Annotated in this window: 20 protein-coding genes; 10 read left to right on the top strand and 10 right to left on the bottom strand. The window is 70.8% G+C overall.

Annotation, left to right across the window (positions count from 1 at the left end; translation table 11 throughout):
- The first annotated feature begins 56 nt into the window (after positions 1-56).
- Positions 57-668 carry a 30S ribosomal protein S4 gene (gene rpsD / locus ABEB28_RS12115; protein WP_345728139.1) on the top strand — a complete coding sequence of 204 codons (612 nt, stop codon included), beginning with the start codon at positions 57-59 and terminating at the stop codon, positions 666-668.
- 93 nt (positions 669-761) lie between these two features.
- Here the strand turns inward: rpsD and ABEB28_RS12120 are convergent, their stop codons facing one another.
- Entirely contained in the window at positions 762-1,292 is a 531-nt protein-coding gene (locus ABEB28_RS12120) for a magnetosome magnetite crystal formation protein family (RefSeq protein WP_345728140.1), read from the bottom strand.
- 559 nt (positions 1,293-1,851) lie between these two features.
- Here ABEB28_RS12120 and ABEB28_RS12125 point away from each other — a divergent pair.
- On the top strand, positions 1,852-2,844 hold the full coding sequence (locus tag ABEB28_RS12125) for an esterase/lipase family protein (RefSeq protein ID WP_345728141.1): 993 nt from the start codon (positions 1,852-1,854) through the stop codon (positions 2,842-2,844).
- Positions 2,845-2,951: 107 nt separating this feature from the next.
- On the opposite strand, the gene ABEB28_RS12130 is transcribed toward ABEB28_RS12125, so the two are convergent.
- The 4 genes from ABEB28_RS12130 to ABEB28_RS12145 form a co-directional block, all read right to left on the bottom strand.
- Complete coding sequence (locus tag ABEB28_RS12130; RefSeq protein WP_345728142.1) at positions 2,952-3,605, bottom strand: ACT domain-containing protein; 654 nt, start codon at positions 3,603-3,605, stop codon at positions 2,952-2,954.
- 122 nt (positions 3,606-3,727) lie between these two features.
- On the bottom strand, positions 3,728-5,827 hold the full coding sequence (locus ABEB28_RS12135; RefSeq protein WP_345728143.1) for an MMPL family transporter: 2,100 nt from the start codon (positions 5,825-5,827) through the stop codon (positions 3,728-3,730).
- Between the two features lie 173 nt (positions 5,828-6,000).
- Positions 6,001-6,273, bottom strand: a complete 273-nt coding sequence (locus ABEB28_RS12140; RefSeq protein ID WP_345728144.1) for a hypothetical protein — start codon at positions 6,271-6,273, stop codon at positions 6,001-6,003.
- A gap of 7 nt (positions 6,274-6,280) precedes the next feature.
- Entirely contained in the window at positions 6,281-6,613 is a 333-nt protein-coding gene (locus ABEB28_RS12145; protein ID WP_345728145.1) for an ArsR/SmtB family transcription factor, read from the bottom strand.
- 140 nt (positions 6,614-6,753) lie between these two features.
- Here ABEB28_RS12145 and ABEB28_RS12150 point away from each other — a divergent pair, with 140 nt between their 5' ends.
- The 3 genes from ABEB28_RS12150 to ABEB28_RS12160 all read left to right on the top strand — a co-directional run bounded on the left by ABEB28_RS12150 (position 6,754) and on the right by ABEB28_RS12160 (position 7,875).
- The gene (locus tag ABEB28_RS12150; protein ID WP_345728146.1) at positions 6,754-7,044 is read left to right on the top strand and encodes a DUF427 domain-containing protein; all 291 of its coding nucleotides are present in this window, start codon (positions 6,754-6,756) and stop codon (positions 7,042-7,044) included.
- A 130-nt stretch (positions 7,045-7,174) separates the two neighbouring features.
- Positions 7,175-7,564 carry a YidH family protein gene (locus ABEB28_RS12155; RefSeq protein WP_345728147.1) on the top strand — a complete coding sequence of 130 codons (390 nt, stop codon included), beginning with the start codon at positions 7,175-7,177 and terminating at the stop codon, positions 7,562-7,564.
- Positions 7,561-7,875, top strand: coding sequence for a DUF202 domain-containing protein (locus tag ABEB28_RS12160; protein WP_345728148.1), 315 nt, complete (start codon positions 7,561-7,563; stop codon positions 7,873-7,875). The genes ABEB28_RS12155 and ABEB28_RS12160 overlap by 4 nt, the downstream gene beginning before the upstream one ends.
- Before the next feature lie 11 nt (positions 7,876-7,886).
- Here the strand turns inward: ABEB28_RS12160 and ABEB28_RS12165 are convergent, their stop codons facing one another.
- Entirely contained in the window at positions 7,887-9,089 is a 1,203-nt protein-coding gene (locus ABEB28_RS12165; RefSeq protein WP_345728149.1) for an extracellular solute-binding protein, read from the bottom strand.
- Positions 9,090-9,229: 140 nt separating this feature from the next.
- Entirely contained in the window at positions 9,230-10,675 is a 1,446-nt protein-coding gene (locus ABEB28_RS12170) for an aldehyde dehydrogenase family protein (RefSeq protein ID WP_345728150.1), read from the bottom strand.
- A 216-nt stretch (positions 10,676-10,891) separates the two neighbouring features.
- On the opposite strand from ABEB28_RS12170, the gene ABEB28_RS12175 reads away from it, so the two are divergent.
- The gene (locus ABEB28_RS12175; RefSeq protein WP_345728151.1) at positions 10,892-12,169 is read left to right on the top strand and encodes an esterase-like activity of phytase family protein; all 1,278 of its coding nucleotides are present in this window, start codon (positions 10,892-10,894) and stop codon (positions 12,167-12,169) included.
- Between the two features lie 191 nt (positions 12,170-12,360).
- A complete protein-coding gene (gene gabT / locus ABEB28_RS12180) occupies positions 12,361-13,791 on the top strand; it encodes a 4-aminobutyrate--2-oxoglutarate transaminase (RefSeq protein ID WP_345728152.1) in 1,431 nt (476 codons plus the stop codon).
- Positions 13,792-13,935: 144 nt separating this feature from the next.
- On the opposite strand, the gene ABEB28_RS12185 is transcribed toward gabT, so the two are convergent.
- The gene (locus ABEB28_RS12185; RefSeq protein ID WP_345728153.1) at positions 13,936-14,562 is read right to left on the bottom strand and encodes a TetR/AcrR family transcriptional regulator; all 627 of its coding nucleotides are present in this window, start codon (positions 14,560-14,562) and stop codon (positions 13,936-13,938) included.
- 244 nt (positions 14,563-14,806) lie between these two features.
- On the opposite strand from ABEB28_RS12185, the gene ABEB28_RS12190 reads away from it, so the two are divergent.
- The 3 genes from ABEB28_RS12190 (at position 14,807) to ABEB28_RS12200 (ending at position 21,352) form a co-directional block, all read left to right on the top strand.
- The gene (locus ABEB28_RS12190) at positions 14,807-17,005 is read left to right on the top strand and encodes an MMPL family transporter (protein ID WP_376980293.1); all 2,199 of its coding nucleotides are present in this window, start codon (positions 14,807-14,809) and stop codon (positions 17,003-17,005) included.
- A 118-nt stretch (positions 17,006-17,123) separates the two neighbouring features.
- Positions 17,124-17,948, top strand: a complete 825-nt coding sequence (locus ABEB28_RS12195; protein WP_345728155.1) for a DedA family protein — start codon at positions 17,124-17,126, stop codon at positions 17,946-17,948.
- 101 nt (positions 17,949-18,049) lie between these two features.
- A complete protein-coding gene (locus ABEB28_RS12200; RefSeq protein WP_345728156.1) occupies positions 18,050-21,352 on the top strand; it encodes an AfsR/SARP family transcriptional regulator in 3,303 nt (1,100 codons plus the stop codon).
- 52 nt (positions 21,353-21,404) lie between these two features.
- On the opposite strand, the gene ABEB28_RS12205 is transcribed toward ABEB28_RS12200, so the two are convergent.
- Together ABEB28_RS12205 and ABEB28_RS12210 are read right to left on the bottom strand one after the other, a co-directional pair.
- Positions 21,405-22,244 (bottom strand): ABC transporter permease, encoded by an 840-nt coding sequence (locus tag ABEB28_RS12205; RefSeq protein WP_345728157.1) that lies wholly within the window; start codon positions 22,242-22,244, stop codon positions 21,405-21,407.
- Positions 22,241-23,197: an ATP-binding cassette domain-containing protein gene (locus ABEB28_RS12210; RefSeq protein WP_345728158.1), complete on the bottom strand. Its 957-nt coding sequence runs from the start codon at positions 23,195-23,197 to the stop codon at positions 22,241-22,243. The genes ABEB28_RS12205 and ABEB28_RS12210 overlap by 4 nt, the downstream gene beginning before the upstream one ends.
- Positions 23,198-23,210: the final 13 nt, after the last annotated feature.

Raw genomic sequence — 23,210 nt, forward strand, 5'->3', positions numbered from 1 at the left:
TCCAAATACGGTTAGGCTCACCTTAGTTAGTGGAGCCTAACCCAGAAGGGTGTTCGATGAACAAGTCCCGGCCGAAGGTCCGCCTCTCCCGCGCGCTGGGTATCCCGCTCACGCCGAAGTGCGTGCAGTACTTCGAGCGGCGCCCGTACCCGCCAGGCGACCACGGCCGGCGTCGGCGCCAGCAGAGCGACTACCAGCTCCGGCTGCGCGAGAAGCAGCGCCTGCGCTTCCAGTACGACCTCGGTGAGAAGCAGCTGCGCCGGGTGTTCGACGAAGCGGTGAAGCGCCCCGGCAAGACCGGCGAGGTGTTCGTTTCGCTGCTCGAGCGCCGGCTCGACGCCACGGTCCTGCGGGCCGGCTTCGCCCGGACGATCTACCAGGCCCGTCAGTTCGTCACGCACCGGCACATCACGGTGAACGGACGCCGCGTCGACCGGCCCTCCTACCGCTTGGAGCCCGGCGACGTCGTGGCCGTGCACGAGCGCAGCCGCACGATGACGCCGTTCGTGACCGCCGCGGCCGGTGCGCACGTGGGCGCGGGACCGACCGCCCCGTACCTCGACGTCTCGGTCGGCACGCTCACCGCCCGGATGCTGCGCGAACCGCTCCGGTCCGAGGTCCCGGTCATCTGCAACGAGCAGCTCGTGGTCGAGTTCTACTCCCGCTGACGCGCCGCCCCTCCACGCGGGCCGCGGTGCGGGAGCGACGCGAGGGCGGCCCCATCCGTCGGGATGGGGCCGCCCTCGCGTCTCGTCCGGCGTTCAGTGCAGGATCGTTAAGCCCACCGGGTAGCGGTAACGCTCGCCACCGGCGGCCGAGAGCGCGGCCAGCACCGTGGTGAGCAGCCAGGCCAGGACCAGCGGCACCAGGAAGAGCGCCGCGAGCCCGAACGTCAGGAAACCCAGCAGCAGCGTCGGCGCCAGCGCGGCGAGGAACGCGAGCTGGAAGTTCGCCGCGGCCAGTGCCTGCTCACGCACGTAGGTCGAACGCTCACCCAAAGCGCGGGAGATCGCCAGCGGACCGGCCGCGCTCGACACGACCCCGGAGAGGTGCGCGAGCACCACCCAGGCGCGCTCACGGAGAGTAGGCGTGTAGGTGCGGTAGGCGACTCGGTCCACAGTGGCGGCGCGTTCCACCGTCGCCGTGGCAACCGGTGTGCGCGGAGCCGGCGTCTTCGCCCGCTCCGGCAGCCTCGGCGGGGCGACGACCGCAGTGGCGGCCGGGCGCCGGGTCGGGCGCGGCCGCCGTACCGTCCGCACACCGCCGTCCAGCACCGGCGTCATCACGCTCATCCGAATCCCTCCTCCGCCTACCGGTCCGGACCCCCGTCCGGCATGCGCCCATCGTGCTCGCGGACGGTGCCCGAGTGCGTCAGGGATCCCACTGGTTCTAGCCCTGGCGAAGTACCCGGCCTAACCCCGGGGACTCCCCGGATGGCTGTGAACTCCTCCACCCCTATCCAACCGTCAGTAACCGAAAACGATGTCGGTCGAACGACAGCAATTTCATGGCGCCGACCACACGTCGGATGACAACTCTCCGTGAGCGTCCATACTCGACCCCTAGGTGCGCGCCTACCCGAGTCTCCCGCGGACGCCGCTCCGAGCCAAGCGAAATTGAGACAAACCAGCATGCTGTCCCAAGCGCGCCGAGAGCCTCCGGATCGGGTCCGCGCTTGTCATCCCGCTACGCAAACTCGTCGACCCGCTCACCGGCGCCCCGACAAAGCCCGGCCACAATGGTGCTTCTCAAACAATTATCGACGCCCACTGTTGTCAGTTCGCTCAGTATTGCGACCGCATTTTCGTGGTGTTAATTTCCCCCCGCCTATTACGCCACGGAGGTACTCAAATGCGTCGCAAGCTGCTCGGCTCGATGTTAGCTGCGCTCGGCGCCACCGCGACTCTACTGGCCGGGGCCCAGCCCGCCGCGGCCGATCCGCTTCCGGTCAACTTCAACTGGCTGGCCGAATTCCCGCCCAATATCGGCAACTACCAGCAGGCCCCACCGGGGGCGATCACGGTCTCCCGCAACGCGGACGGCAAGCTCCCCGCCGCGTGCACCTCGTCGCAGCACCCGGTTCCGGTCATTCTGGCGCACGGCACGTGGGAGAACCAGAACGATAACTGGAGAGCCCTTTCGCCGTATCTCAAGAATGCCGGGTATTGCGTCTATACGTTCAACTACGGTGGTGACGACAACGCGGCACTGCAGGGCACCGATGCGGTTCCGTCGAACGCCAAGGAATTGGCCCGCGTCGTCGACAAGGTCATCCAGGTGACCGGGGCGCCGAAGGTCGACATCGTCGGCCATTCGCAGGGCGGAATGATGCCGCGCTGGTACATCAAATTCCTCGGTGGCGGCGCGAAGATCAACAAGCTGATCGGGCTCTCCCCGTCGAACCACGGCACAACGCTGTGGGGCCTGGGGCAGCTCGGCAAGGCGATCGGGCTCGGCTCGACGATCACCGAGAACGGCGGGGTCGTCGACGGCGCCTTCGACCAGATCCAGGGCTCGGCGGTCCAGCAGAAGCTGGCGACCTGCCCGAGCGGTCCGGCTCAGGACGTCTGCGTCGGCGACACGGTCAAGTACACGGTCATCCAGACCAACGGTGATCAGGTCGTCACGCCGTATCAGAACGCGTTCCTGATCGCGACCGACGCCCAGAAGGCGAGCGGCCAGATCACGAACATCTTGCTCCAGGACGTCTGCATCCTGGACGCCTCGGAGCACCTGGCGATCACCTACGACAGCATCGCGTTCCAGCTGATCCTCAACGCGCTCGACCCGAGCACCGCCAAGAGGCCCGTCTGCAAGCTGATCACCCCCTACGTGGGCGGCTGAGCACGCCAACGACTGAGCAGGCCAACCACTGCGGCTCGACCACGGCCGCACGAATCGCGAAGCGCCCCGGGAGTGCAGGCCCGGGGCGCTTCGTTCGGTTCGATCCGTCAGCCGGAGACGCCGTTCGCCGCCGGTTCCGGCCGAACGGGCCGGCCGACGATCGCGCCGACGATGTCGGTGAGCACGGTCAACCGGGTCAACTCGACGTCGTGGAAGGCCGGCGCGTGCTGGCGGGCGACCACCAGCGCGGTCGACGTCCCTTCGAACGGCGCCACCGCCAGGTGCGGGCCGCCGGGGAGGCTGATCAGCCGGGGACGCAGCGGTGTCAGCTCCGGGAGCCGGACGTCAGCGGGAGCCTGCCAGCTGGCGGCGACGACGCTCGTCGACGGTTCGGTCTCCACCAGCACCGCCCACTCCGCGCTGAACAGCGCCGGAGCGGCGTCGACCAGGGTGGCCAGCCCGTGCGCCGGGTTCATCGCCACCTGCGCGAGGACGCCGAGGTCCGGGTAGGCGCCCGGCGGCTCGATCGTCTCCCAGACCCCTTCGACCCGGACGCCCGGCGCGGCCTCGAGCCCGGCGCTGACCCGCTCGCGGACCGCGGGATTCGCCACCGACACCGTGAACTCGTCCAGCGCCCGACCCGAGACGCTCTCCAGCACCGTCACTTGAAGGATGTCGGCGCCGGCCGCACCGAGAGTACGAGTGACGGCACCGAGCGCACCTGGCCGGTCCGGCAGCGAGACCCGTACCCGTAGCAGCATGCCAACCCCCTACCAGCAGCGATATCGCTCAGCCTGCCACGACTGGGTTACCACCGTGTTGCTGCCCCGACGCGTCCGGATGCCCGCAGCGGCGAGACGCCACGGGCATCCGGCCGGGACGCTCACCGATCGGCGCGCCACCGCCGCCCGAGCCAGCTGGGCCACCAGACGGCCGGGCCGATGTCGAGTGCCAGCGCCGGTACCAACACGGTACGGACGAGCAGCGTGTCGAGCAGCACCCCGACCGCGACCAGCAGCCCCATCGCCAGCAATGAGATCAGCGGCATCCCGAGGAAGACCGCGAACGTGCCGGCGAGCACCAGGCCGGCGCTGGTGATCACTCCGCCGGTGGCTCGCAGCCCGGCCAGCACACCCTCGCGGTGGCCGGACTTCGCGACCTCCTCGCGCACCCGCGTCATCAGGAAGACGTTGTAGTCGACGCCGAGCGAGACCAGGAACAGGAACCCGAGCAGCGGCAGCGAGTAGTCGACCGCGTCGACGTCGAACACCCCTTCCAGGATCAGCGCGGTACCGCCCAGCGCGGCCAGGAACGACAGCACGTTGGTGGCGATCAGCAGCAGCGGGGCGACGAGCGAGCGCAGGACGGCGACCAGGATGAGCATGATCGCCACCAGCGCCAGCGGGATCACCACCCACCGGTCCCGGGCGGCGGTTTCCCGGGTGTCGAGCGTCGACGCCGTACGGCCGCCGACCGCGGCATCCGCGTCGGGCAGCTCGGCGAGCGCGGAGCGGAGCCGCTGCACGGTCTTCTCGGCGGCGCCGCTGTCCGGCGCGTCGGCCAGCACCACCGGGACCAGCACCAGATCACCGCCGCGAACCACCTGGTTCACCTGGGCGACGCCGGACGTCGACCGCGCGGCTTCGACCACCGCGTCGGCGGAGCCCGCCGCGGCGACGATCTGAGTCGGCTCGGTCGCCCCGGCCGGGAAGTGTTTCGCGACCAACTCCTGGCCCCGGACCGAGTCCGGCGGCGTCTTGTACTGCTGCGCGTCGCTCGCGCCGAGCGTCATGCTGCTCAGGCCCAGCGTCAGCGCGACGAGGAACACCACCGCGGAGGTCCAGAGCAGGCGCGGACGGCGGCCAACCACGGTGGCGACCGTGTGCCAGCTGACGAACCGGGTGGTGGTGGCCTCGCTGCCGACCCGCGGGACCAGCGGCCAGAACGCCCAGCGCCCGACGACGACGAGCAGCGCAGGCAGCAGCGTCAGGATGACGATCGCCGCACAGGCGACACCGATCGCACCGGTACCGCCGAGGCTCCGGGTGGAGTTCTGATCGGCGGCCAGCAGGCAGAGCAGGCCGACGACCACGGTGCCCGCGGACGCCAGCACGGCCGGCGCGGTGCGGCGGAGCGCGATCGCCATCGCGGTGTGCCGGTCGGCGTGGCGACGCAGTTCCTCCCGGTACCTGGCGATCAGCAACAGCGCGTAGTCGGTGCCCGCGCCGAACACCAGCACGGTGAGGATGCCGCCGCTCTGCCCGTTGACCGGCAGGTCGGCGTGCTTGGCGGCCAGGTACACGACCGCAGTGGCCAGCTGGCTGCCGATGCCCACCGCCAGCAGCGGCAAGATCCAGAGCACCGGGCTCCGGTAGGTGAGCAACAGCAGGACCGTGACGACGCCGACGGTCGCGAGCAGCAGGTTGGCGTCCAGGTCGTCGAAGACCGAGACCGCGTCGTAGAGGTTCCCGGCGGCTCCGGCGACGTGGACCTCGACGCCGGCGGGCGCCGACTCGGCCACCCGATCTCGCATCCGTTCGACCGCGCCGAGCGGGTCGTCGTTGTTGTCGACCGGCACCACGTACATCAGGGCTGCGTCGTCGTCCGACGGGATGGGGCCCTCGATGTCGCCGGCGCCGAGCGCGGCGAGCGCCGATCGGTCCGCGGTGATCGCCGTCCGGTCCGCCGGGGTCAGCCCGCCGTCGCGGGCGTAGACGACGACGGCGGGCAGCAGGTCGTCCTGCTGGAAGCGGGGCAGCAGCTCGGCGACCCGCGTCGACTGCGCCTCCCGCGGCAGGAACGAAGTCGCGCTGTTGTCCTCGACCTCGGTCACCTTGCCGGCGAACGGTCCGGCGCCGATCAGCACGACCACCCAGAACAGGACGACGAACCACTTGCCACGTTTCCAGTGGAACCGGCCGTCGGCCCGGTCGGACGGCGCGTCGTCGACCGGAGGCCGGGCATACTTCGGTGGGGAGTTCATGGCTCTCCTTCAGTGGAATGGGAGTTCCGCTGGGTGGGTCGTCGGGTGGCAGCCCGGCGGCCCACTGCTCATCCCGCGCAGGGCGCGGTGTTCCGATCCCGACGCGGCGGTGGCAGCCGTCGCGTCCGGTGGTTCAGGCGGGGACGCCCTCGGGGGGCGGCGTCGCCGTCAGGTCAGCCGACCTCGCGGAGCAGCTTGTCGATCGCCGCGACCCGGGCGCGTAACTCGGCGACGCCCTCGGAGATCTCACGCTGGCCCGCCGAGAGCTCGGCGAGCGTCGCGCGGAACTCCTCGAGCGCCTCCTGGTTCTCCTTCTGGACGTCCACCGCGATCTCCTTCCGGATGCCGTGGATCACCGCGACCCGGCCGGTCGCGAAGATCTGCCAGGCGATCACGGTGGCGAACAGCACGCCCGCGCAGGCGACGATGGCTACCGGCCACTCCATCAGCGCGTCACCGCCCCTCGTTGGTGGGGCCGCTGAGCGTGCGGGTGGCGGCCGCGATCTGCTGGGGGGTCAGCCGCAGGGCGAACGGCGTCACCTCGACGTATCTCATCGCTTTCCCGTCCTCCGAGACCTCGTGATGGCCTGACACCAACCCGGCTGCTTCCAAGCGCTGCAGGTGCATGTGCAACAACGGCCGGCTCATGCCCATCTCGCGGGCTAGCCGACTGACGTAGTTCCGGCCGGCGGCAAGGGCAGCCACGATGCGGAGCCGATGCGGATTCGCCAGTGCGCTCAGCATCAGCAACAGCTCGTCGCCGGTGGGGTCGGTGCGCTCTTCCATATGTCAGAGAACTCTGACAGGTGACGAGATCAACTGTCAACCAACAGAATTCCCTGTGGCTGCGGAATGGGGTCCACGCCCTCGGCGGGGTAGGCCGCGGCGGGCCTAAGCTGGAAGCACCGAGAGAACCGGGAGACGACGTGACCGTACGAGCGACCTGGAACGGTGTCGTGATAGCGGAGAGCGACGACACGGTCGTCGTGGAGGGGAACCACTACTTCCCCGCGTCGGCGGTTCGGGCCGACTTCCTGCGCCCGTCACAGACGCACACGTTCTGCCCGTGGAAGGGCACCGCGAGCTACTACTCGATCGAGGTGGACGGCACCGAGAACCGGGATGCCGCCTGGTACTACCCGGCGCCGAAGGAGGCCGCCGCCGCGATCACCGACCACGTCGCGTTCTGGCGCGGCGTCACGGTCACCGAGGACTGATCAAAAGGGAGGACCACCGCGCGCCCTTGCGGGCGAAGACGCCGATACCGAAGTACCGGCAGAACGGGTGGCCCTCCCCGTCACCCAGGTTCCCGCAGCGCGGGTGCGCTCAAACACCGGGCGGTACGGCATGGCTGATGAGGTGCGACTCCGCCAGCCGAACGAGGCAAGACCTACCGATCCGGCAGACGAACTCGACTACCGGTTCTCGCTGGCCAACGAACGCACGTTCCTCGCCTGGATCCGCACCGCGCTCGCCCTGGTCGGCGGTGGGCTCGCTGTCGACCAGCTGCTACCCGACCTGGGCCGTCCCGCGTTGCGGGCCACGATCGCGTCCGTCCTGCTGGTGCTCGGCGCGGCAACCGCGGTGCACGCGGCGGTCCGCTGGGTGCAAGTCGAGCGGCGGATGCGCTCCGGGCGTGACCTGCCGTCCACCCGGTACCCCCAGGTGCTCGCGCTGTTGCTGGCGCTCGGTGCGGTGCTCCTCGTCCTCGTCGTCGTTCTCGGCGCCGACAGGTGACGACGCGCCGGCGACCTCCGGGGCTGGCGTCGGAGCGCACCGCGCTGGCCTGGGTCCGATCGCTGACCGGCCTCGGCGGCGTCACGCTGTTGCTGTCCCGCGGGCTGTTGATGCACTGGCCGCTGCTCCCGGCCACGATCGTGATCGGCGCGATCGGAGCCTTCGTACTGGCGGCGTGCGTACTCGGCGAACGCCGATGGCTCGCTCTGCGTCGGCCCGAGCCGGGGCCGCCGCATGCGAGCGTGGTCGTCGCGATCACCGCCGGCGCGGTGCTCACCGCCGCCCTGGGCGGCCTCGTGCTCCTGCACTGAAATCTGGGGCGTCAGCCCACGGCGCGTTTCCACGCTTCTGACCAGGTGCCGTAGCTGGTGCAGGTGGTTCCGCGGTCATCGCGGCAGTCGACGAGCGGCGCCGTCTGCATCGCGACCTTCGCGTAGAACGGCTCGTCGGTCGCGTGGAACGTCCGGCACCAGGACCGGTCGGTCGTCTTCGCACAGGCGGCGGCGGTCGCGGGCGCGATTCCCAGCCACTCCGCCATCCGCGCGTTCACCGTGGGGCTGAGCACGTGGTCCATCCACCTGTACATGCAGTTGGGGTGCGGCGCCTTCGCGCCGAGCATCCAGGTGGTGGACGTTCCGGTCGACCCCTCGGCCGGCACCGCCGACTGCACCGGCGCACCGCTCGCCTTCGTCAGCTGAGCGATGGCCAAGCTGGTCTGTCCCACCACTACCCGCTTGGACGTGAAGGCCGGCACCGCCTGCCGGTAGTCCGTCCAGTACCCGCCGGCCAGCTTCCGCTGGATCTTCAGCGTCTCGACCACCGCGTCCAGCTGAGCCTCGGTCAACGCGTACGGACTGCGGATTCCGAGTTCCGGTCGCGCGGTCTTGAGGTACTGCGCGGCGTCGGCGATCGTCATCGGCGTCTCCGGCGCGGTCACCCGGCCCTGGTACGGCGAGCCCGCCTGGTAGACCGACTGCCAGGACGTCAAGGGCTTGGTCACCACGTCGGTGCGCCAGAGCAGGACGTTGGCCGAGCGCCCCACCGGGACGCCGAACCGCACGCCGTCCACGGTGTACCAGGGCTTGTCCTTCAGCCCCGGCACGACCTGCGCGTACCCCGGCACGAGCGTGGTGTTGACCGGCGCGACCGTGCCCTGGTTCACCAGCCGGAGCGCGACGTCGCCGGTCGCGGCCACGCCGTCGTAGCGTCCGCTCGCCATCAGCGAGGCGGTCTCGTCGGGCCCGCTGGTCAGCGTCACCTCGACCTTGCAGCCGGTGGCCTTCGTGAACGGCGTGACCCAGTCCGCGGACTTGTCGGTCCGGCCGGTCTCGACGTAGCCGGCCGGTGCGACCAGGTTCAGGGCACCCTCGGTCTGGCCGAGGCTGGACGCGGGGCCGGCCGTGGGGACCGTGAACTTCGTCGGCGACGGGACGCTCTTCTTCTCGTCGCCGTCGCCGGTGCAGCCAGCGAGGACGAGTGCGGCGACGAGTGCGGTGGTCAGTCTGCGGGCGTACGTGGGGAACAACTCCTGGCGTCGGCGTCACCCGGTGTGCGGAACCGGGGCGCGGGACCGTGTCGCCCCGCGCGGCCGCAGCCGAGGGCCGCGCGGGACTCCCCTGAGTTTGCCAGCGCTCCGCCAGCGTTCCTTCTGCCCTTAATGTGGAATTACAGATCCACACCCGTTAGGACCATCACCCGTTCTTCGGTGTAGTCGGTCATCGCCGATCGCAGGCCCTCGCGTCCGACGCCGGACGCCTTCACGCCGCCGTACGGCATCTGGTCGGCGCGGTAGCTCGGCACGTCCCCCACGATCACTCCGCCCACCTCCAGCACTCGCTGCGCGGTGAACGCCGTCTGGATGTCCCGCGTGAACACCCCGGCCTGCAACCCGAACTCGGAGTCGTTGACCAGCGCGAACGCCTCGTCGACGGTGTCGAACGGGGTCACCGTGAGGACCGGTCCGAACACCTCCTCGCGGTTGACCGTGGCGTCGGACGGCACGCCGGCCAGCACGGTCGGCGCGTAGGCCGCGTTGTCACGGACACCACCGGTGAGCAGCTCGGCGCCCTGCCCGACCGCCTCGTCCACCCACGACTCGACCCGCTGCGCGGCCGCGACGTCGATGAGCGGGCCGACGTCGGTCGTCTCGTCCGACGGGTCGCCGGTGACCTGCGCTTTCACCTTGTCGACGAGGAGCGGGACGAACTCCTCGTAGCGGTCGCGGGCGACCAGCACCCGCTGCACCGCGATGCAGGACTGCCCACCCTGGTAGTTCGAGAACGTCGCGATGCGGGTGGCCGCCCAGTCCAGGTCCGGGTAGTCACCGCAGACGACGACCGCGGCGTTGCCGCCCAACTCCAGCGTGACGTGCTTGCGCGGCACGGCGTCCTTGATGCTCCACCCGACCGGGCCGGAGCCGGTGAACGACACCACCGGCAGCCGCGGATCGGCGACCAGGTCACCGGCCCGCTCGTTCGGCACCGGAAGCACGCTCACCATGCCCGTCGGCAGGTCGGTCGCGGCCAGGAGTTCACCGAGCAGCAGCGCGGCGAGCGGCGTCTTCGGAGCGGGCTTCAGGACGATCGGCGCGCCGACCGCGATCGCCGGCGCGATCTTGTGCGCGACCAGGTTCAGCGGGAAGTTGAACGGCGAGATGCCCAGTACCGCCCCGCGCGGGAACCGCCGGGTCACCGCGATCCGGCCGGTCGCGGCCGGGTCGGTGTCCAGCCGCTGCAGCTCTCCGCTGAATCGGCGAGCCTCCTCCGCCGCCCAGCGGAACGTCGAGATTCCTCGGGCGACCTCCAGCCGGGCCCACTTCACCGGCTTGCCGTTCTCGGCGGTGATCAGCCGCGCGACCTCCTCGGAGCGCGCGGTGAGCTCGTCGGCGACGTGGTTCAACGCGGCGGCCCGGACGTGCGCCGGGGTCGCGGCCGCGGCGGTCCGCACCGCGTGCGCCGCCGCCACGGCCTGCTCGGTCTGCTCGGGCGTCGGTTCGGCGACGACCGCGACCAGCGACCCGTCGTGCGGATGACGGACCTCGAACGTCCGGTCGCTGGTGGCGGCTTCACCGGCCAGCCAGAACGGCACGACGTCAGGGGACGAAGCAGACATGCGGGCTCCTTGGTTAAGACACCGCCGCAACGCTAACTCGCAGGCAGTGGCGCGGTTCAGGGGGCACCACGGCGCAGAACCGACAACACTGCGATGGTCCCGATTCATCCGATGTTCGATCTGCGACGCTTCGATCGGGAACGGGCTCGATCGGGCCCCGCCCACCGCTCCGCCCGGACGCTCCCCGGGCGAGCCGCAGAACCCTGGAGGTCCTCGGTGCGCAGCCTCCCGCTGCCGTTCCGTCTCGCCGTTCCGGTCGGCACTGTGCTCACAGCGCTCGCCACGGTGATGCTCTCGGCGACCCCGTCCGCCGCGTACTCGTCGAAGTACAGCGAGGTGACGCTGCTCGGCCGTTCGGGCATCTCGGCGACGGACTACCAGCCCGGCCCGGTCTCCGGCACCGCGCTCGACAAGACGACGGTGAACGGTGTCACGCCGCCGTTCGACGGGCAGCCGATCCCCGGCTTCTCGGCGGCGATCACCGCCACACCGGGCGACCGGTCCGGCCGGCGGCTGCTGGCGATGCCGGACAACGGCTTCGGTACCAAGGCGAACTCCGCCGACTTCCTGCTGCGCGCCTACTACGTGCGGCCGCACTACCGGACCGGGCCGTCCCGCACGCCGGGCCTCGGTAAGACTTCGATCGACGGGTTCCTCAGCTTCCGCGACCCCGACCGCAAGATCCCGTTCCCGATCGTGAACGGATCGACGAAGGACCGGCTGCTGACCGGCGCCGACTTCGACATCGAGTCGCTCCAGCGGGACGCGCAGGGCAACCTCTGGATCGGCGACGAGTTCGGACCGTACCTGGTCAAGGTCGACAAGACCGGCAAGGTCCTGCAGGCTCCGATCCCGCTCGCGGACGGCACGAAGTCGCCGCAGTCGCCGGACCTGAAGGCCGGCGAGACGCCCTCCCTCGGCGCGAGCAACGGGTTCGAGGCGATGGCGATCTCTTCGGACGGCAGGAAGCTCTACCCGATCCTCGAGGGTCCGAAGGTCGCCGACACCGACAAGGCCCGCCGGGTGGTGTACGAGTTCGACGTCCGCGCGAACAAGTACACCGGTAAGACCTGGTCGATCAACGTCAGCGCGGTCGGGAACGTGGTCGCCGACGCCCAGGTGCTGGACGGACGTCGGATCGCGTGGCTCGAGCGGGACAACTTCGAGGGCGCCGAGGCGAAGGTCAAGAAGATCCAGATCGCCGACCTGGACACCGCCGACAGCACCGGCGCCGTGAAGTCGACGACCATCGCCGACCTGCTGAGGATCGCGGATCCGCGGCGGATCTCGACCCCGGCCCGCACCGGTGAGTTCGGCGTGGGCCCGACGTTCGCCTTCCCGTTCCAGTCGGTGGAGACGATCCTGCCGCTCACGGGCGAGAGGGTGTTCGTCACCAACGACAACAACTTCCCGGGCAACGACGGCCGGATCACGGGCAAGGCCGACGACGTCGAGCTGATCCAGATCGTGGTGCCGGGCCTGCGCAAGCACTGACCCGCACCGAGGCGGCCCCGCGCTTCGCGGGGCCGCCTGGTAGCGCACTGCGGGTCCGCTGCGGGACGATGGACGAACGTGCCCGCCTGGTGAGCCGATGACCACTCGATCCGTCGTTAACGGCGTGCAATACTGCGGATCCGAGCAAAGCCGCCCGGAAAAGATCGCGAAACAGCGCCCCTGGAGGACCGATGACTCAGACCGACCACCGCGTCGTCGACTCGGCAGGCGCCGGCAGCGTCCCGCAGGAGCGCAAGCTGGTCACCGCGATCCCCGGCCCACGCTCGACCGAGTTGCTGGCCCGCCGCAACGCGGCCGTCGCGCAGGGCGTCAGCGTCACGCTCCCGGTGTTCGTGACCGCTGCGGGCGGCGGCATCATCGTGGACGTCGACGGCAACCAGCTCATCGACCTCGGCTCCGGCATCGCGGTGACGAACGTCGGGAACGCGAACCCGGCCGTGGCCGCTGCGGTGGCCACACAGGCTGCCGCGTTCACCCACACCTGTTTCATGGTCACCCCGTACGAGGGGTACGTGGCGGTCTGCGAGGCGCTGAACCGCCTCACCCCGGGCGACTACGAGAAGCGGTCGGCACTGTTCAACTCCGGCGCCGAGGCGGTGGAGAACGCAGTCAAGATCGCCCGCGCGTACACCAAGCGCCAGGCCGTCGTCGTCTTCGACCACGGCTACCACGGCCGGACGAACCTGACGATGGCGCTGACCGCGAAGAACATGCCGTACAAGCACTCGTTCGGCCCGTTCGCGCCCGAGGTCTACCGGCTCCCGATGTCCTACCCGTACCGCGACGAAGCGGCGGGGCTGGACGCCTCCGGCCCGGCCGCGGCGGCGCGGGCACTCAGCGTCCTCGACAAGCAGGTGGGGGCGGAGAACGTCGCCGCGCTGGTGATCGAGCCGATCCAGGGCGAGGGCGGCTTCATCGAGCCCGCGCCTGGCTTCCTCGCTGCGCTCGCGGAGTACTGCCGGGAGCACGGCATCGTCTTCGTCGCGGACGAGATCCAGACCGGCTTCGGGCGTACCGGCTCGTTGTTCGCGTCCGAGCACGAGGGGATCGTGCCGGACCTGGTGACGACCGCGAAGGGCATCGCAGGCGGCATGCCGCTGGCGGCGGTCACCGGCCGGGCCGAGATCATGGACGCCGCCCACGTCGGCGGGCTCGGTGGGACGTACGGCGGTAACCCGGTCGCGTGCGCCGCGGCGCTCGCCGCGATCGACGAGATCGAGTCCGGTGACCTGGCCGGGCGGGCGCGGCGGATCGGCGAGGTCATGCTGCCGGCGCTGCACGAACTCGCCGAGCGGCACTCGTGGCTGGGCAACATCCGCGGACGCGGTGCGATGCTCGCCGTCGAGTTGGTCGAGCCGGGCACCACCAACCCCGCACCTCAGCTCGCGGCCGCCGTGAACAAGGCGTGCCACCAGCGCGGGCTGGTGACGCTGAGCTGCGGCACGTACGGCAACGTGCTCCGGTTCCTGCCGCCGCTGGTGATCGGCGAAGAGCTCCTCCGCGAGGCGCTCGCCCTGATTACCGAGGCGTTCGACGAGGTCGCCGCCGGCCTGACGCCGGTGCCTGCCACCGCTCCGGAGCGCACCACCGACACCGACTAAGTGCACCGCGACCATTCTGCTCTGAGCTGGAGCCCGTTCAGGGCGAGGCTGGCGTCCGAGCGCGCCGACACCTACTCGGGTTGGCCCTTACCGTCAGGCGCGCCACGCGTCAGCGCCCCTGGGGCCGTGACCTCGGGCCTGCCGTCATAGAGAGGCGCGCTCGGCCGTCAGGCTCGTTCTGAGCGGGCCGCCCTCCGTGCCGCACTCCAGAACGGCTAGGACTGCGGAGCAGATCGTCTCCTGCTCGTCCGGCGTGAGCAGCGGCCGCTGCGGCTGGCCGTCCGGACCGCTGTGGTCGTGGTGCAGCAATCCGGACATCAGCGCGCCCATCGCGCACCGGCCGCGCAGCAGCGCGGTCGGATCGTCCGAACCGGCGAGAACCCGCAGCAGAGACGCCACCCGGTTCGCCATCCCGAGACGCTCGAACATCGCGTGCTTCACCGACGGATCGCTGAGCACCGCGTTGAGGAACTCACCGCGCTCGTTCATCTGCGTGATCAGCCGCTTGACCAGCTCGGCCCGGGACCACTGCCCGGCCGCGGTCGCGGCGATGATCCGGTCGATGTCGTCCATGAACGGCGTCAGCAGCGCCTGCAGCACCTCTTCCTTCGACGGGAAGTGGTAGTACAGCGCCGCCTTCGTCATCCCGACCCGCACCGCGAGGTCGCGAATGGACGTGCCCGCGAACCCGCGCTGCTCGAACAACTCGGTCGCGGCGTCGAGGATCCGCTGCCGGGTGCCCTCGGCCGTACTTCCAGCCGTCCGCCCCACGTCACGCTCCTCTCCGCTAGGCGTTCGACTGCCAAGCGTACGAACTATGCGCTCCCCCGCACAGGGTCCGGCGGTACTGGACCGTAACCGCTACGACCCCACGACGACTCCACCCGGCCTACCCACGCGCTGCCGGATGTGAACTCTGCGTGACGACACGCACTAGTCAGTTGACATGCCGCCCTAGGCTGCCCAAAGTATTAACCGACCGTTCGATTAATTCAATCCCGCGGGGGTGTGACCGATGGCCGGACTGGCCAGGTGGTGCTATCGCCATCGAATCGTCGTGGTGGTCCTCTGGGTCGTCGGGTTGCTGGGCCTCGGTGCCGCCAGCCAGACGGCGGGTTCCGCTTACAACGATAGCTTCGCGTTACCAGGCACTGAATCGACAAAGGCCCTGGACCTTCTCCAGAACGCTTTCCCCGAGGCGGCCGGCGACCAGAACACGATCGTCTGGCACACCGACTCCGGTTCGGTGAAGGACCCCGCGGTCCAGCAGCGCATCGACGAGATGCTCGCCGAGGTCGCCGACTCCCCGTCCGTTACCTCGGTGACCAGCCCGTATACCGATCAGGGCGCGACGCAGATCAGCCGGGACGGCACGATCGCCTACGCCACCGTGACGTTCAACGGGCAGGCCGAAGAGATCGACCTCGAACACATCGAGAACGTGATCGGGCTCGCTGAGGACGCCCGCACCGACGGCCTCGACGTCGAGCTCGGCGGCAACGCGATCCAGGTGGCGACCCAGGCTCCGCCGGGCAGCTCCGAGATCTACGGCCTGATGGCCGCCGCGGTAATCCTGCTGATCGCGTTCGGCTCCGTGCTGGCGATGGCGATCCCGCTGATCACCGCGGTGCTGGCGCTGGCCGGGGGTCTGACGGCGACCATCCTGCTCAGCCACGTGATGTCGGTGGCGACGATCGCGCCCACCGTGGGCGCGCTGATCGGCCTCGGTGTCGGCATCGACTACGCGCTGTTCATCGTCACCCGGCACCGCAACGGCCTCAAGGCAGGCCTGTCGGTCGAAGAATCGACGATTCGAGCGCTGAACACGTCCGGCCGCGCCGTGGTGTTCGCAGGCATCACGGTCTGCATCGCCCTGCTCGGCTTGCTCGTGCTCAATCTCAGCTTCCTCACCGGCATCGGCGTCTCGGCCTCGGTCGTGGTGCTCTTCTCCGTTCTCGCTGCGGTGACCCTGCTCCCGGCGCTGCTCGGCTTCTTCGGGATGCGGGTGCTCTCCCGCCGGGAGCGGCGCCGACTGGCCGCCGAAGGGCCGCACGACGCGGCCACGCGCGGTGTCTGGGCCCGCTGGGCCGGAATCGTGGAGCGACGTCCGCGGATGCTGGCCGCGATCGCGATCACCCTCATCGCGGTGCTCTCGATCCCGACCCTCTCGATCCGGCTCGGCTCGTCCGACCAGGGCAACAACCCCGCCGACACGACCACCCGCAAGGCGTACGACCTGCTGGCCGACGGCTTCGGGCCGGGTTTCAACGGACCGCTGCAGCTGGTCGCCGAGCTGAAGTCGCCCGGTGACACCGCCGCGCTGAACGAGCTGGTGGAGCGGGTCCGGGACGACTCCGGCGTCGCCGCGGTGATGGCGATGCCGACCGAGCCCGGGGCGGAACTGGCGATCGTCCAGGTGATCCCGACCACGTCACCGCAGTCGGAGCAGACCAGCGAGCTGATCACCCGGCTGCGCGAGGACGTGGTGCCGAGCGTCGAGCAGGGCAACACGATCCAGGTGCACGTGGGCGGTCTGACCGCGATCTTCGACGACTTCGCCGACGTGCTCACCAGCAAGCTTCCGCTGTTCCTCGGCGTGATCATCGGGCTGGGCTTCCTGCTGCTGATGGTGGCGTTCCGCAGCCTGTTGGTGCCGCTCACCGCGGCGGTGATGAACGTGCTCGCAGCGGCGGCGTCGTTCGGGGTGATCGTCGCGGTGTTCCAGTGGGGTTGGGGCGTCGAAGCGCTGGGCGGCGGCGCCGCCGGGCCGGTCGAGGCGTTCATGCCGGTGATGATGCTGGCGATCCTGTTCGGACTCTCGATGGACTACCAGGTGTTCCTGGTCAGCCGGATGCACGAGGAGTGGGTGCACACCGGCGACAACCGGCGAGCGGTCAGGGTCGGCCAGGCCAGCACCGGTCGGGTGATCACGGCGGCGGCGGCGATCATGATCTTCGTCTTCGGTGCGTTCATCTTCGAGGGCGAGCGGGTGATCGCGGAGTTCGGAGTCGGACTGGCGAGCGCCGTCTTCATCGACGCGTTCATCCTCCGGACGCTGCTCGTGCCCGCGCTGATGCACCTGTTCGGCTCGGCGAACTGGTGGATCCCGAAGTGGCTGGACCGGATCCTGCCGCACCTCACGGTCGAGCCGGCCGACGAGCCGGTGGCACCGCCCCGCCCGGAGGAGAAGCCCGAGCCGGTCCCGGTGGGCTGACCGACCGCGCGGAAAAACACGCTTGCCCACAAGCGACTCCCGCCGGACGCTGGAAACGGCGTCCGGCGGGATCCGGCCCTACGGCGGCCGGTGCCGAGCCGCCGCGAAGGAGGCGTGAATGGACACGGTCGTCACGCTCGTGACCGACCTCCGTGCCCCCGTCCTCTACGCCTTGATCCTCGCCATCGTCTTCGCCGAGACCGCCGTCCTGCTGGGCATGCTCCTCCCGGGTGAGACCGCGGCGATCGTCGCCGGGGTCCTCGCCAGCCAGCAGCAACTCTCGCTGCAGGCCGTCATCCCGTTGGTGGTGGTGGCTGCGATCGCCGGTGACACCACCGGTTACCTGCTCGGTCGACGCTTCGGCCCGAACGTGCTGGAGGGCCGGCTGCTGCGGCGGCGGCACGACCAAGTCGAGCGCGCCGCCGCGTCACTGCGTCGCCACGGCTGGCTGGTGATCGTCGTCAGCCGATTCCTGCCGTTCCTCCGCACCGTGACCCCGGCCGCGGCCGGGGTGTCGCGGTTGCCGTACCCGGCGTTCTTCGCGGCCAGCGTCGCGGGCTGCGTGCTGTGGGGCGTGGGCTGCCCGGTGCTGGGATATCTGGCCGCCGACTCGTACGAGCGGGTCGAGGAGGTCGTCGGCAACACCGGCATCATCGTTCTCGCGCTGCTGGCGCTGACCGGCTGGGTGGTGCGGGTCCGGCGTCGGCGCCGCGCCCGGCAGGTCGCTGCGCCGGACGGTTCCGGCGTCTCGTCGGAGCCGGCTGACGCTCCGGACCTTCCGGACGCCCACCCGGTCGCCACCAGCACCCCGCCGGAAGCACCCGCCGCTGAGCCGCAGCCCCGCGACGATCCGGCCACCGTCCGACCGACGAGCCCGGCCGGCACCACCGGCTCGATCGACGTCCTCCGCCCACGCCGACGGACCGACCGCCGCCGCCCCTGACCACCGTTCCACCACCGCAAGATCGCCCAGAGGGGAACTCCGTCGCGATCGATGTGACAGGAGGCAGAGAATGAACCCCAAACGGCGGAGGTGGGCCAACGGTGGAGGTCGGACTACTCGGCGCGGTCGAGGTCAGGGCAGACGGCGCACCCGTCGCCGTCGGCGGCCAACGGTTGCGTGCGGTGCTGGCCCGCCTTGCCCTGGACGCTGGTCGTCTGGTCACCGTCGACGCACTGGTCGACGCCGTCTGGGGGGACGAACCGCCCGCCGGGGCGGTGAACGCTCTGCAATCGCTCGTCAGTCGGCTCCGCCGGGCGCTGCCCAACGGAGCCGTCGAGTCGGTGCCTGCCGGTTATCGGCTGGCGGTCGATCCGGACGCCGTGGACGCGCACCGCTTCGAGCGGGCAGCGACGTCCGGGCGCCGCGCGCTGGAGGGCGGTGACCCGCTCGGGGCCGCCACGACGCTCCGGGAAGCGCTGGCGCTGTGGCGTGGGCCGGTGCTGGCCGACGTCGGCGACGTGCCGTTCCGTGGGGCGGTCGTCACTCGGCTGGAGAACGCCCGGCTCGGCGCTCTGGAGGACCGAATCCACGCCGACCTCGCGCTCGGACGGCACGCGGACGTCGTCCCGGAATTGGAAGTTCTCGTCGAGGAGCACCCACTGCGCGAGCGTCCGCACGCGCAGTTGATGCTCGCGCTCGGCGGCGCGTCCCGGCAGGCGGACGCGCTGGCCGTGTACGACCGGATCCGCCGTCGGCTCGCCGATGAGCTCGGCGTCGACCCGGGGCCGGTGCTGGCGGCCGCGCACGCCAGCGTGCTCGGCGCGCCCACCCGACGGACCGCGGACAACAGCGCCCGGCCGCCGCGCACCGTCCGTCCGCCGGAGCCGAGGACGCCAGAGCCGAGGGCGCCGGAGAGCGGGGCACCGAACCGACCGCGGGGCAACCTGCGACCGCAGCTCAACAGTTTCGTCGGTCGCCGGACCGAGCTGGCCGCGGTCGCCGACCTACTGACCACCGAGCGGCTGATCACGTTGATCGGTCCGGGTGGTGCGGGCAAGACCCGGCTGGCCGAGGAGTCCGGCGCGCGGCTCGCCGACCGCTGCCCCGGCGGCGTCTGGATGGTGGCGCTGGCGCCGGTCGGTGACGGCAGCGAGGTACCCCAGACGGTGCTCACCAGCCTGGGGCGCCGCCAGGTCGGCCTGCTCGACCGCGGCCGGCCCGGTGTCGAGGGAGCTGGTCCGCCGGACGTGCACGAGATCCTCACCAAGGCGCTGAGCGCGGGCCCCACGCTGCTCGTGCTCGACAACTGCGAACACCTGATCGAGTCGGTCGCCGCGCTCGCCCACTCGCTGCTGCTCGACTGCCCGGAGCTGCGGATCATCGCCACCAGCCGGGAGCCGCTCGGCGTGCCGGGCGAGCGGCTCCACTCGGTGCCCAGTCTGGCTCTCCCGCCGCTCGGCATGCCCACGCCCGCCCAGGCCGCGCGCTACCCGGCCGTCCAGCTCCTGGTCGACCGGGCCGCGGCCGTCCGCCCCGGGTTCGCCCTGAACCCGGAGAACGTCGCCGCGGTGGTCGAGATCTGCCGGCGGTTGGACGGTCTGCCGCTGGCACTGGAGCTGGCCGCCGCCCGGCTGCGGTCGGTCTCCCCCCAGCAGCTGGCCGCCCGGCTCGGGGACCGGTTCCGGTTGCTCACCGGCGGCAGCCGCACCGCGCTCCCCCGCCACCAGACGCTGCGCGCCGTCGTGGCCTGGAGCTGGGAGCTGCTGAGCGTCCCAGAGCAGGTGCTCTGGCGACGCCTGTCGCAGTTCCCCGCGGGCGCCACGCTGGAGGCGGCCGAACAGGTCTGCGCGGACGAGGAGCTGCTGCCGCCCGCCGATGTGCTGGACACGCTCGCGTCGCTGGTGGACAAGTCGCTCATCGAGCTGGTCGCCGACGTCGACCCGCCGCGCTACCGGATGCTGGAGACCGTCCGCGCGTTCGGTGCCGAGCGGCTGACGGACGCGGGCGAGACGGCCCGGACACGGGACGCACTGCTCGCCTACTACCTCGAGATGGTCGAGACGGCCGAGCCGAAGCTGCGCGGCGCGGAACAGGCCGTCTGGACCGCTCGCCTGACGCTCGAGTACGAGAACATCAGCGCCGCGCTCCGGTGGGCCGTCGACCAGCGACGCGCAGATTCGGCGGTCCGGTTGGTCGCCGCCTTGGCCTGGTACTTGACGGTCCGCGGCGCGCACCAGGAGGCGGCCCGCTGGTGCCAGGCCGTCCTCCCGCTCGTCGACGAGGCGCCGCCGGTCAGCGCGGCGGTCGTCCGCGCGTTCACGGGTCTGATGGAGGCGAGCACCAGCACCGACTACCTCGCCGCACGCGAGCAGGCCCGCCGCATCGCAACGGAGATCGCACCCTACGTCGCGGCTCCGGACGCCCCGCCGATTCTGATCCTGGCCGACAGCATCGTCGGGTTCTTCGCCGATCAGAACGACCGCATCCGGGTCTCGCTCAACCGCGCCCGTACTCATCCCGACCCCTGGCTCCGCGCGCTCGGGATCTTCCTCGAAGCGGCGATCATGGAGAACGACGGGGACCTCGCCGGCGCCGAGCCGTTGTTCAACGCCGCCCGCGACGCGTTCGACGCGGTCGGCGACCGCTGGGGGCGGGGAGCCACGCTGAGTGCGTTGGCCGGTATCAAAGCACTCCGGGGTGATCACCATGGTGCGATCGCCGCCCTGGAGGAAGCCGACCAACTGATCACCGAGCTGGACGGCTTGGACGACCGGCCACGGATCCTGCTCCAGCTCTCGCTGCAGTGGGCCCGGCTCGGCGACTCGCAGCGCTCCGACCAGTACCTCGAGGAGAGCGCCGACGCGGTCGCGCGGATAGGAGACGACGCCTCGACCCGAGGGTTCTTCGGCGCGATCGAGGCGACCGTGCGTCGGCTCAACGGCGACGTGCAGACCGCCGCCGTGCTGCTCGCCGACGAATTGGCCAGGTACCGCGTGACCCCGTACGGACCACCGCAGATCAGATCCTTGCTGCTCGCCGACTACTGCTACGTGCTACTCGCCACCGACGACCCGGAACAGGCGCGGCGTTGTGCCCAGGAATCCCTCGACGCTGCCGAGGAATCCCGTGACGCGCCGGTCCTCGCCGGTGCGATCGAGTCGGCCGCGGCCGTGGCGCTCGGCGTCGGGGACGCGGCCAGCGCGGCGAGCCTGCTCGGGGCCGCCGCGCGCACCCGCGGTCTTCCCGACTTGGGCAACCCGGACGTCCTGCGCACCCGGGCCGCCGCTGCCGAGGCGCTCGGCGACGAGGAGTTCGCGGCCCGGTACTCCCTCGGCCAGCGAGCGCCCCGGGAGGACGTCCCGGAGCTCGCCCGCAAGCTGGTGGCCGCCGCCGGCACGCGGTGAGGCCGTCTCGGGTCGAGCGCCCTCAGCCGCGTGCCGATCGGTGCCTCGCGGGTCACGTACGTCGGCGGTAGGCGGCCAGCGACAGCGGCATGAAGATCACGCAGAGTACCGCTACCGAGATGAGCACCTTGGTCACGGGCTCGGCGACCGGCCCGACGCCGATCAGCAGCGCGCGAGCCGCCTCGACCACGAACGTGATCGGGTTGATGTTCACCCAGGCCTGGAGCCAGCCCGGCAGCGTCGAGGTCGGCACGAACAGGTTGCTGCCGAACGTCAGCGGGAACATCAGCATGGCGCCGATGCCCTGGACCGTGCGGGGGTTGCGGAGCAGCAGACCGATCAGCGCGGTCACCCAGCACAGGCCGAATGCGAACAGCAGCACCAGCGCGCAGGCCGCGAGCGCGGAGAGCGGGTTGGTCCCGATCCGGAAGCCCAGAATCATCCCGAAGCCGAGCACGATCGTCACCGTCACGACGTACCGGACGACGTCACCGAGCACCGCGCCGACCAGCGGCGCCGACCGGGCGATCGGCATCGTCCGGAAGCGATCGAACACCCCGGTCTCCAGGTCGCTGGAGAGGTTCATACCGACGCCGAGGCTGGCGAACGCGACGCTCTGGACGAGGATGCCCGGCAGCACGAACTGCAGGTACGTGTCCTGGCTGCCACTCACCGCGCCGCCGAACAAGTACACGAACAGGATGACGAAGATGATCGGCTGCAGCGTCAGGTCGAGCAGCTGCTCCGGTGAGTGCTTGATCTTGAGCAGGCTGCGCCAGGTGAGCGTCAGCGACTGGCCGAGCGTCCGGGCCGGGCCGAACCGGGTCGGAGCCCGGGGTTCGTCGCGGCCCGGTCCGGTGGTGGTCCGAGGGGTGACCATCGTGGCTGTCATGCCGCGCTCCTCTCGTCGTCGGTGGGGTGGCCGGTCAGCGTCAGGAAGACCTCGTCCAAGCTGGCCCGGCGCAGGCCCAGCTCCCCGGCCGCGATCCCGGCGTCGTCGAGGCGCCGGACGACGTCCGCGAGCATCGTGGGTTCGGCCACCGGAGCGGTGACCAGGGCGCGGGCCGGGTTGCGGGTCGGCTCCACCCGGGTGACCGCGGCGACGATCGCGGCGACGTCGTCGAGCCGGTCGGTGTCGAGCGGGCGTACCTCCAGCGTCTGCTCGCCGACCTGCGCCTTGAGCTGGTCAGGGGTGCCGGTGGCGATCAACCGTCCGCGGTCGACCACCGCGATGGTGTCGGCCAGCTGGTCGGCCTCGTCCAGGTACTGGGTGGTGAGCAGCACGGTGACACCGTCCGCCACCAGCCCGCGAACGGTGTCCCAGACGTCGCCGCGACTTCGCGGGTCCAGGCCGGTGGTCGGTTCGTCGAGGTAGATGACGTCGGGGTGGCCGACCAGGCTCGCGGCCAGGTCGAGCCGCCGACGCATGCCACCGGAGTACGTCTTCGCCGATCGACCGGCCGCGTCGGTCAGCTGGAAGCGTTCGAGCAGCTCGCGGGCGCGCGCCTTCGCGTCGCGGCGGGACAGTTCGAGCAGGCGGCCGATCATCACCAGGTTCTCGGTGCCGGTCAGATCCTCGTCCACCGAGGCGTACTGGCCGGTGACCGCGATCCGGGCGCGAACCGAAGGCGCCTGGCTCACGACGTCGAACCCGGCGACGCGCGCCCGGCCGGCGTCCGGCTTCACGAGGGTGGCGAGGACGCGGACCGCGGTGGTCTTGCCGGCCCCGTTGGGGCCGAGTACGCCGAGGATCGTCCCGGTCGGAACGGCGAGGTCGACGCCGTCGAGGGCGGTCGTCGACCCGTACCGTTTGACGAGGCCTTCAGCCTCGATTGCGTAGGACATTGCGGAGTCTCCC

This window comes from Cryptosporangium minutisporangium (assembly GCF_039536245.1).
Classification (GTDB): domain Bacteria; phylum Actinomycetota; class Actinomycetes; order Mycobacteriales; family Cryptosporangiaceae; genus Cryptosporangium; species Cryptosporangium minutisporangium.

Coding starts and splice junctions, on each gene's coding strand:
- rpsD (WP_345728139.1), top strand. CDS start 57: ATGAACAAGTCCCGGCCGAAGGTCCGCCTCTCCCGCGCGCTGGGTATC.
- ABEB28_RS12120 (WP_345728140.1), bottom strand. CDS start 1,292: ATGAGCGTGATGACGCCGGTGCTGGACGGCGGTGTGCGGACGGTACGG.
- ABEB28_RS12125 (WP_345728141.1), top strand. CDS start 1,852: ATGCGTCGCAAGCTGCTCGGCTCGATGTTAGCTGCGCTCGGCGCCACC.
- ABEB28_RS12130 (WP_345728142.1), bottom strand. CDS start 3,605: ATGCTGCTACGGGTACGGGTCTCGCTGCCGGACCGGCCAGGTGCGCTC.
- ABEB28_RS12135 (WP_345728143.1), bottom strand. CDS start 5,827: ATGAACTCCCCACCGAAGTATGCCCGGCCTCCGGTCGACGACGCGCCG.
- ABEB28_RS12140 (WP_345728144.1), bottom strand. CDS start 6,273: ATGGAGTGGCCGGTAGCCATCGTCGCCTGCGCGGGCGTGCTGTTCGCC.
- ABEB28_RS12145 (WP_345728145.1), bottom strand. CDS start 6,613: ATGGAAGAGCGCACCGACCCCACCGGCGACGAGCTGTTGCTGATGCTG.
- ABEB28_RS12155 (WP_345728147.1), top strand. CDS start 7,175: ATGGCTGATGAGGTGCGACTCCGCCAGCCGAACGAGGCAAGACCTACC.
- ABEB28_RS12170 (WP_345728150.1), bottom strand. CDS start 10,675: ATGTCTGCTTCGTCCCCTGACGTCGTGCCGTTCTGGCTGGCCGGTGAA.
- gabT (WP_345728152.1), top strand. CDS start 12,361: ATGACTCAGACCGACCACCGCGTCGTCGACTCGGCAGGCGCCGGCAGC.
- ABEB28_RS12190 (WP_376980293.1), top strand. CDS start 14,807: ATGGCCGGACTGGCCAGGTGGTGCTATCGCCATCGAATCGTCGTGGTG.
- ABEB28_RS12195 (WP_345728155.1), top strand. CDS start 17,124: ATGGACACGGTCGTCACGCTCGTGACCGACCTCCGTGCCCCCGTCCTC.
- ABEB28_RS12205 (WP_345728157.1), bottom strand. CDS start 22,244: ATGACAGCCACGATGGTCACCCCTCGGACCACCACCGGACCGGGCCGC.
- ABEB28_RS12210 (WP_345728158.1), bottom strand. CDS start 23,197: ATGTCCTACGCAATCGAGGCTGAAGGCCTCGTCAAACGGTACGGGTCG.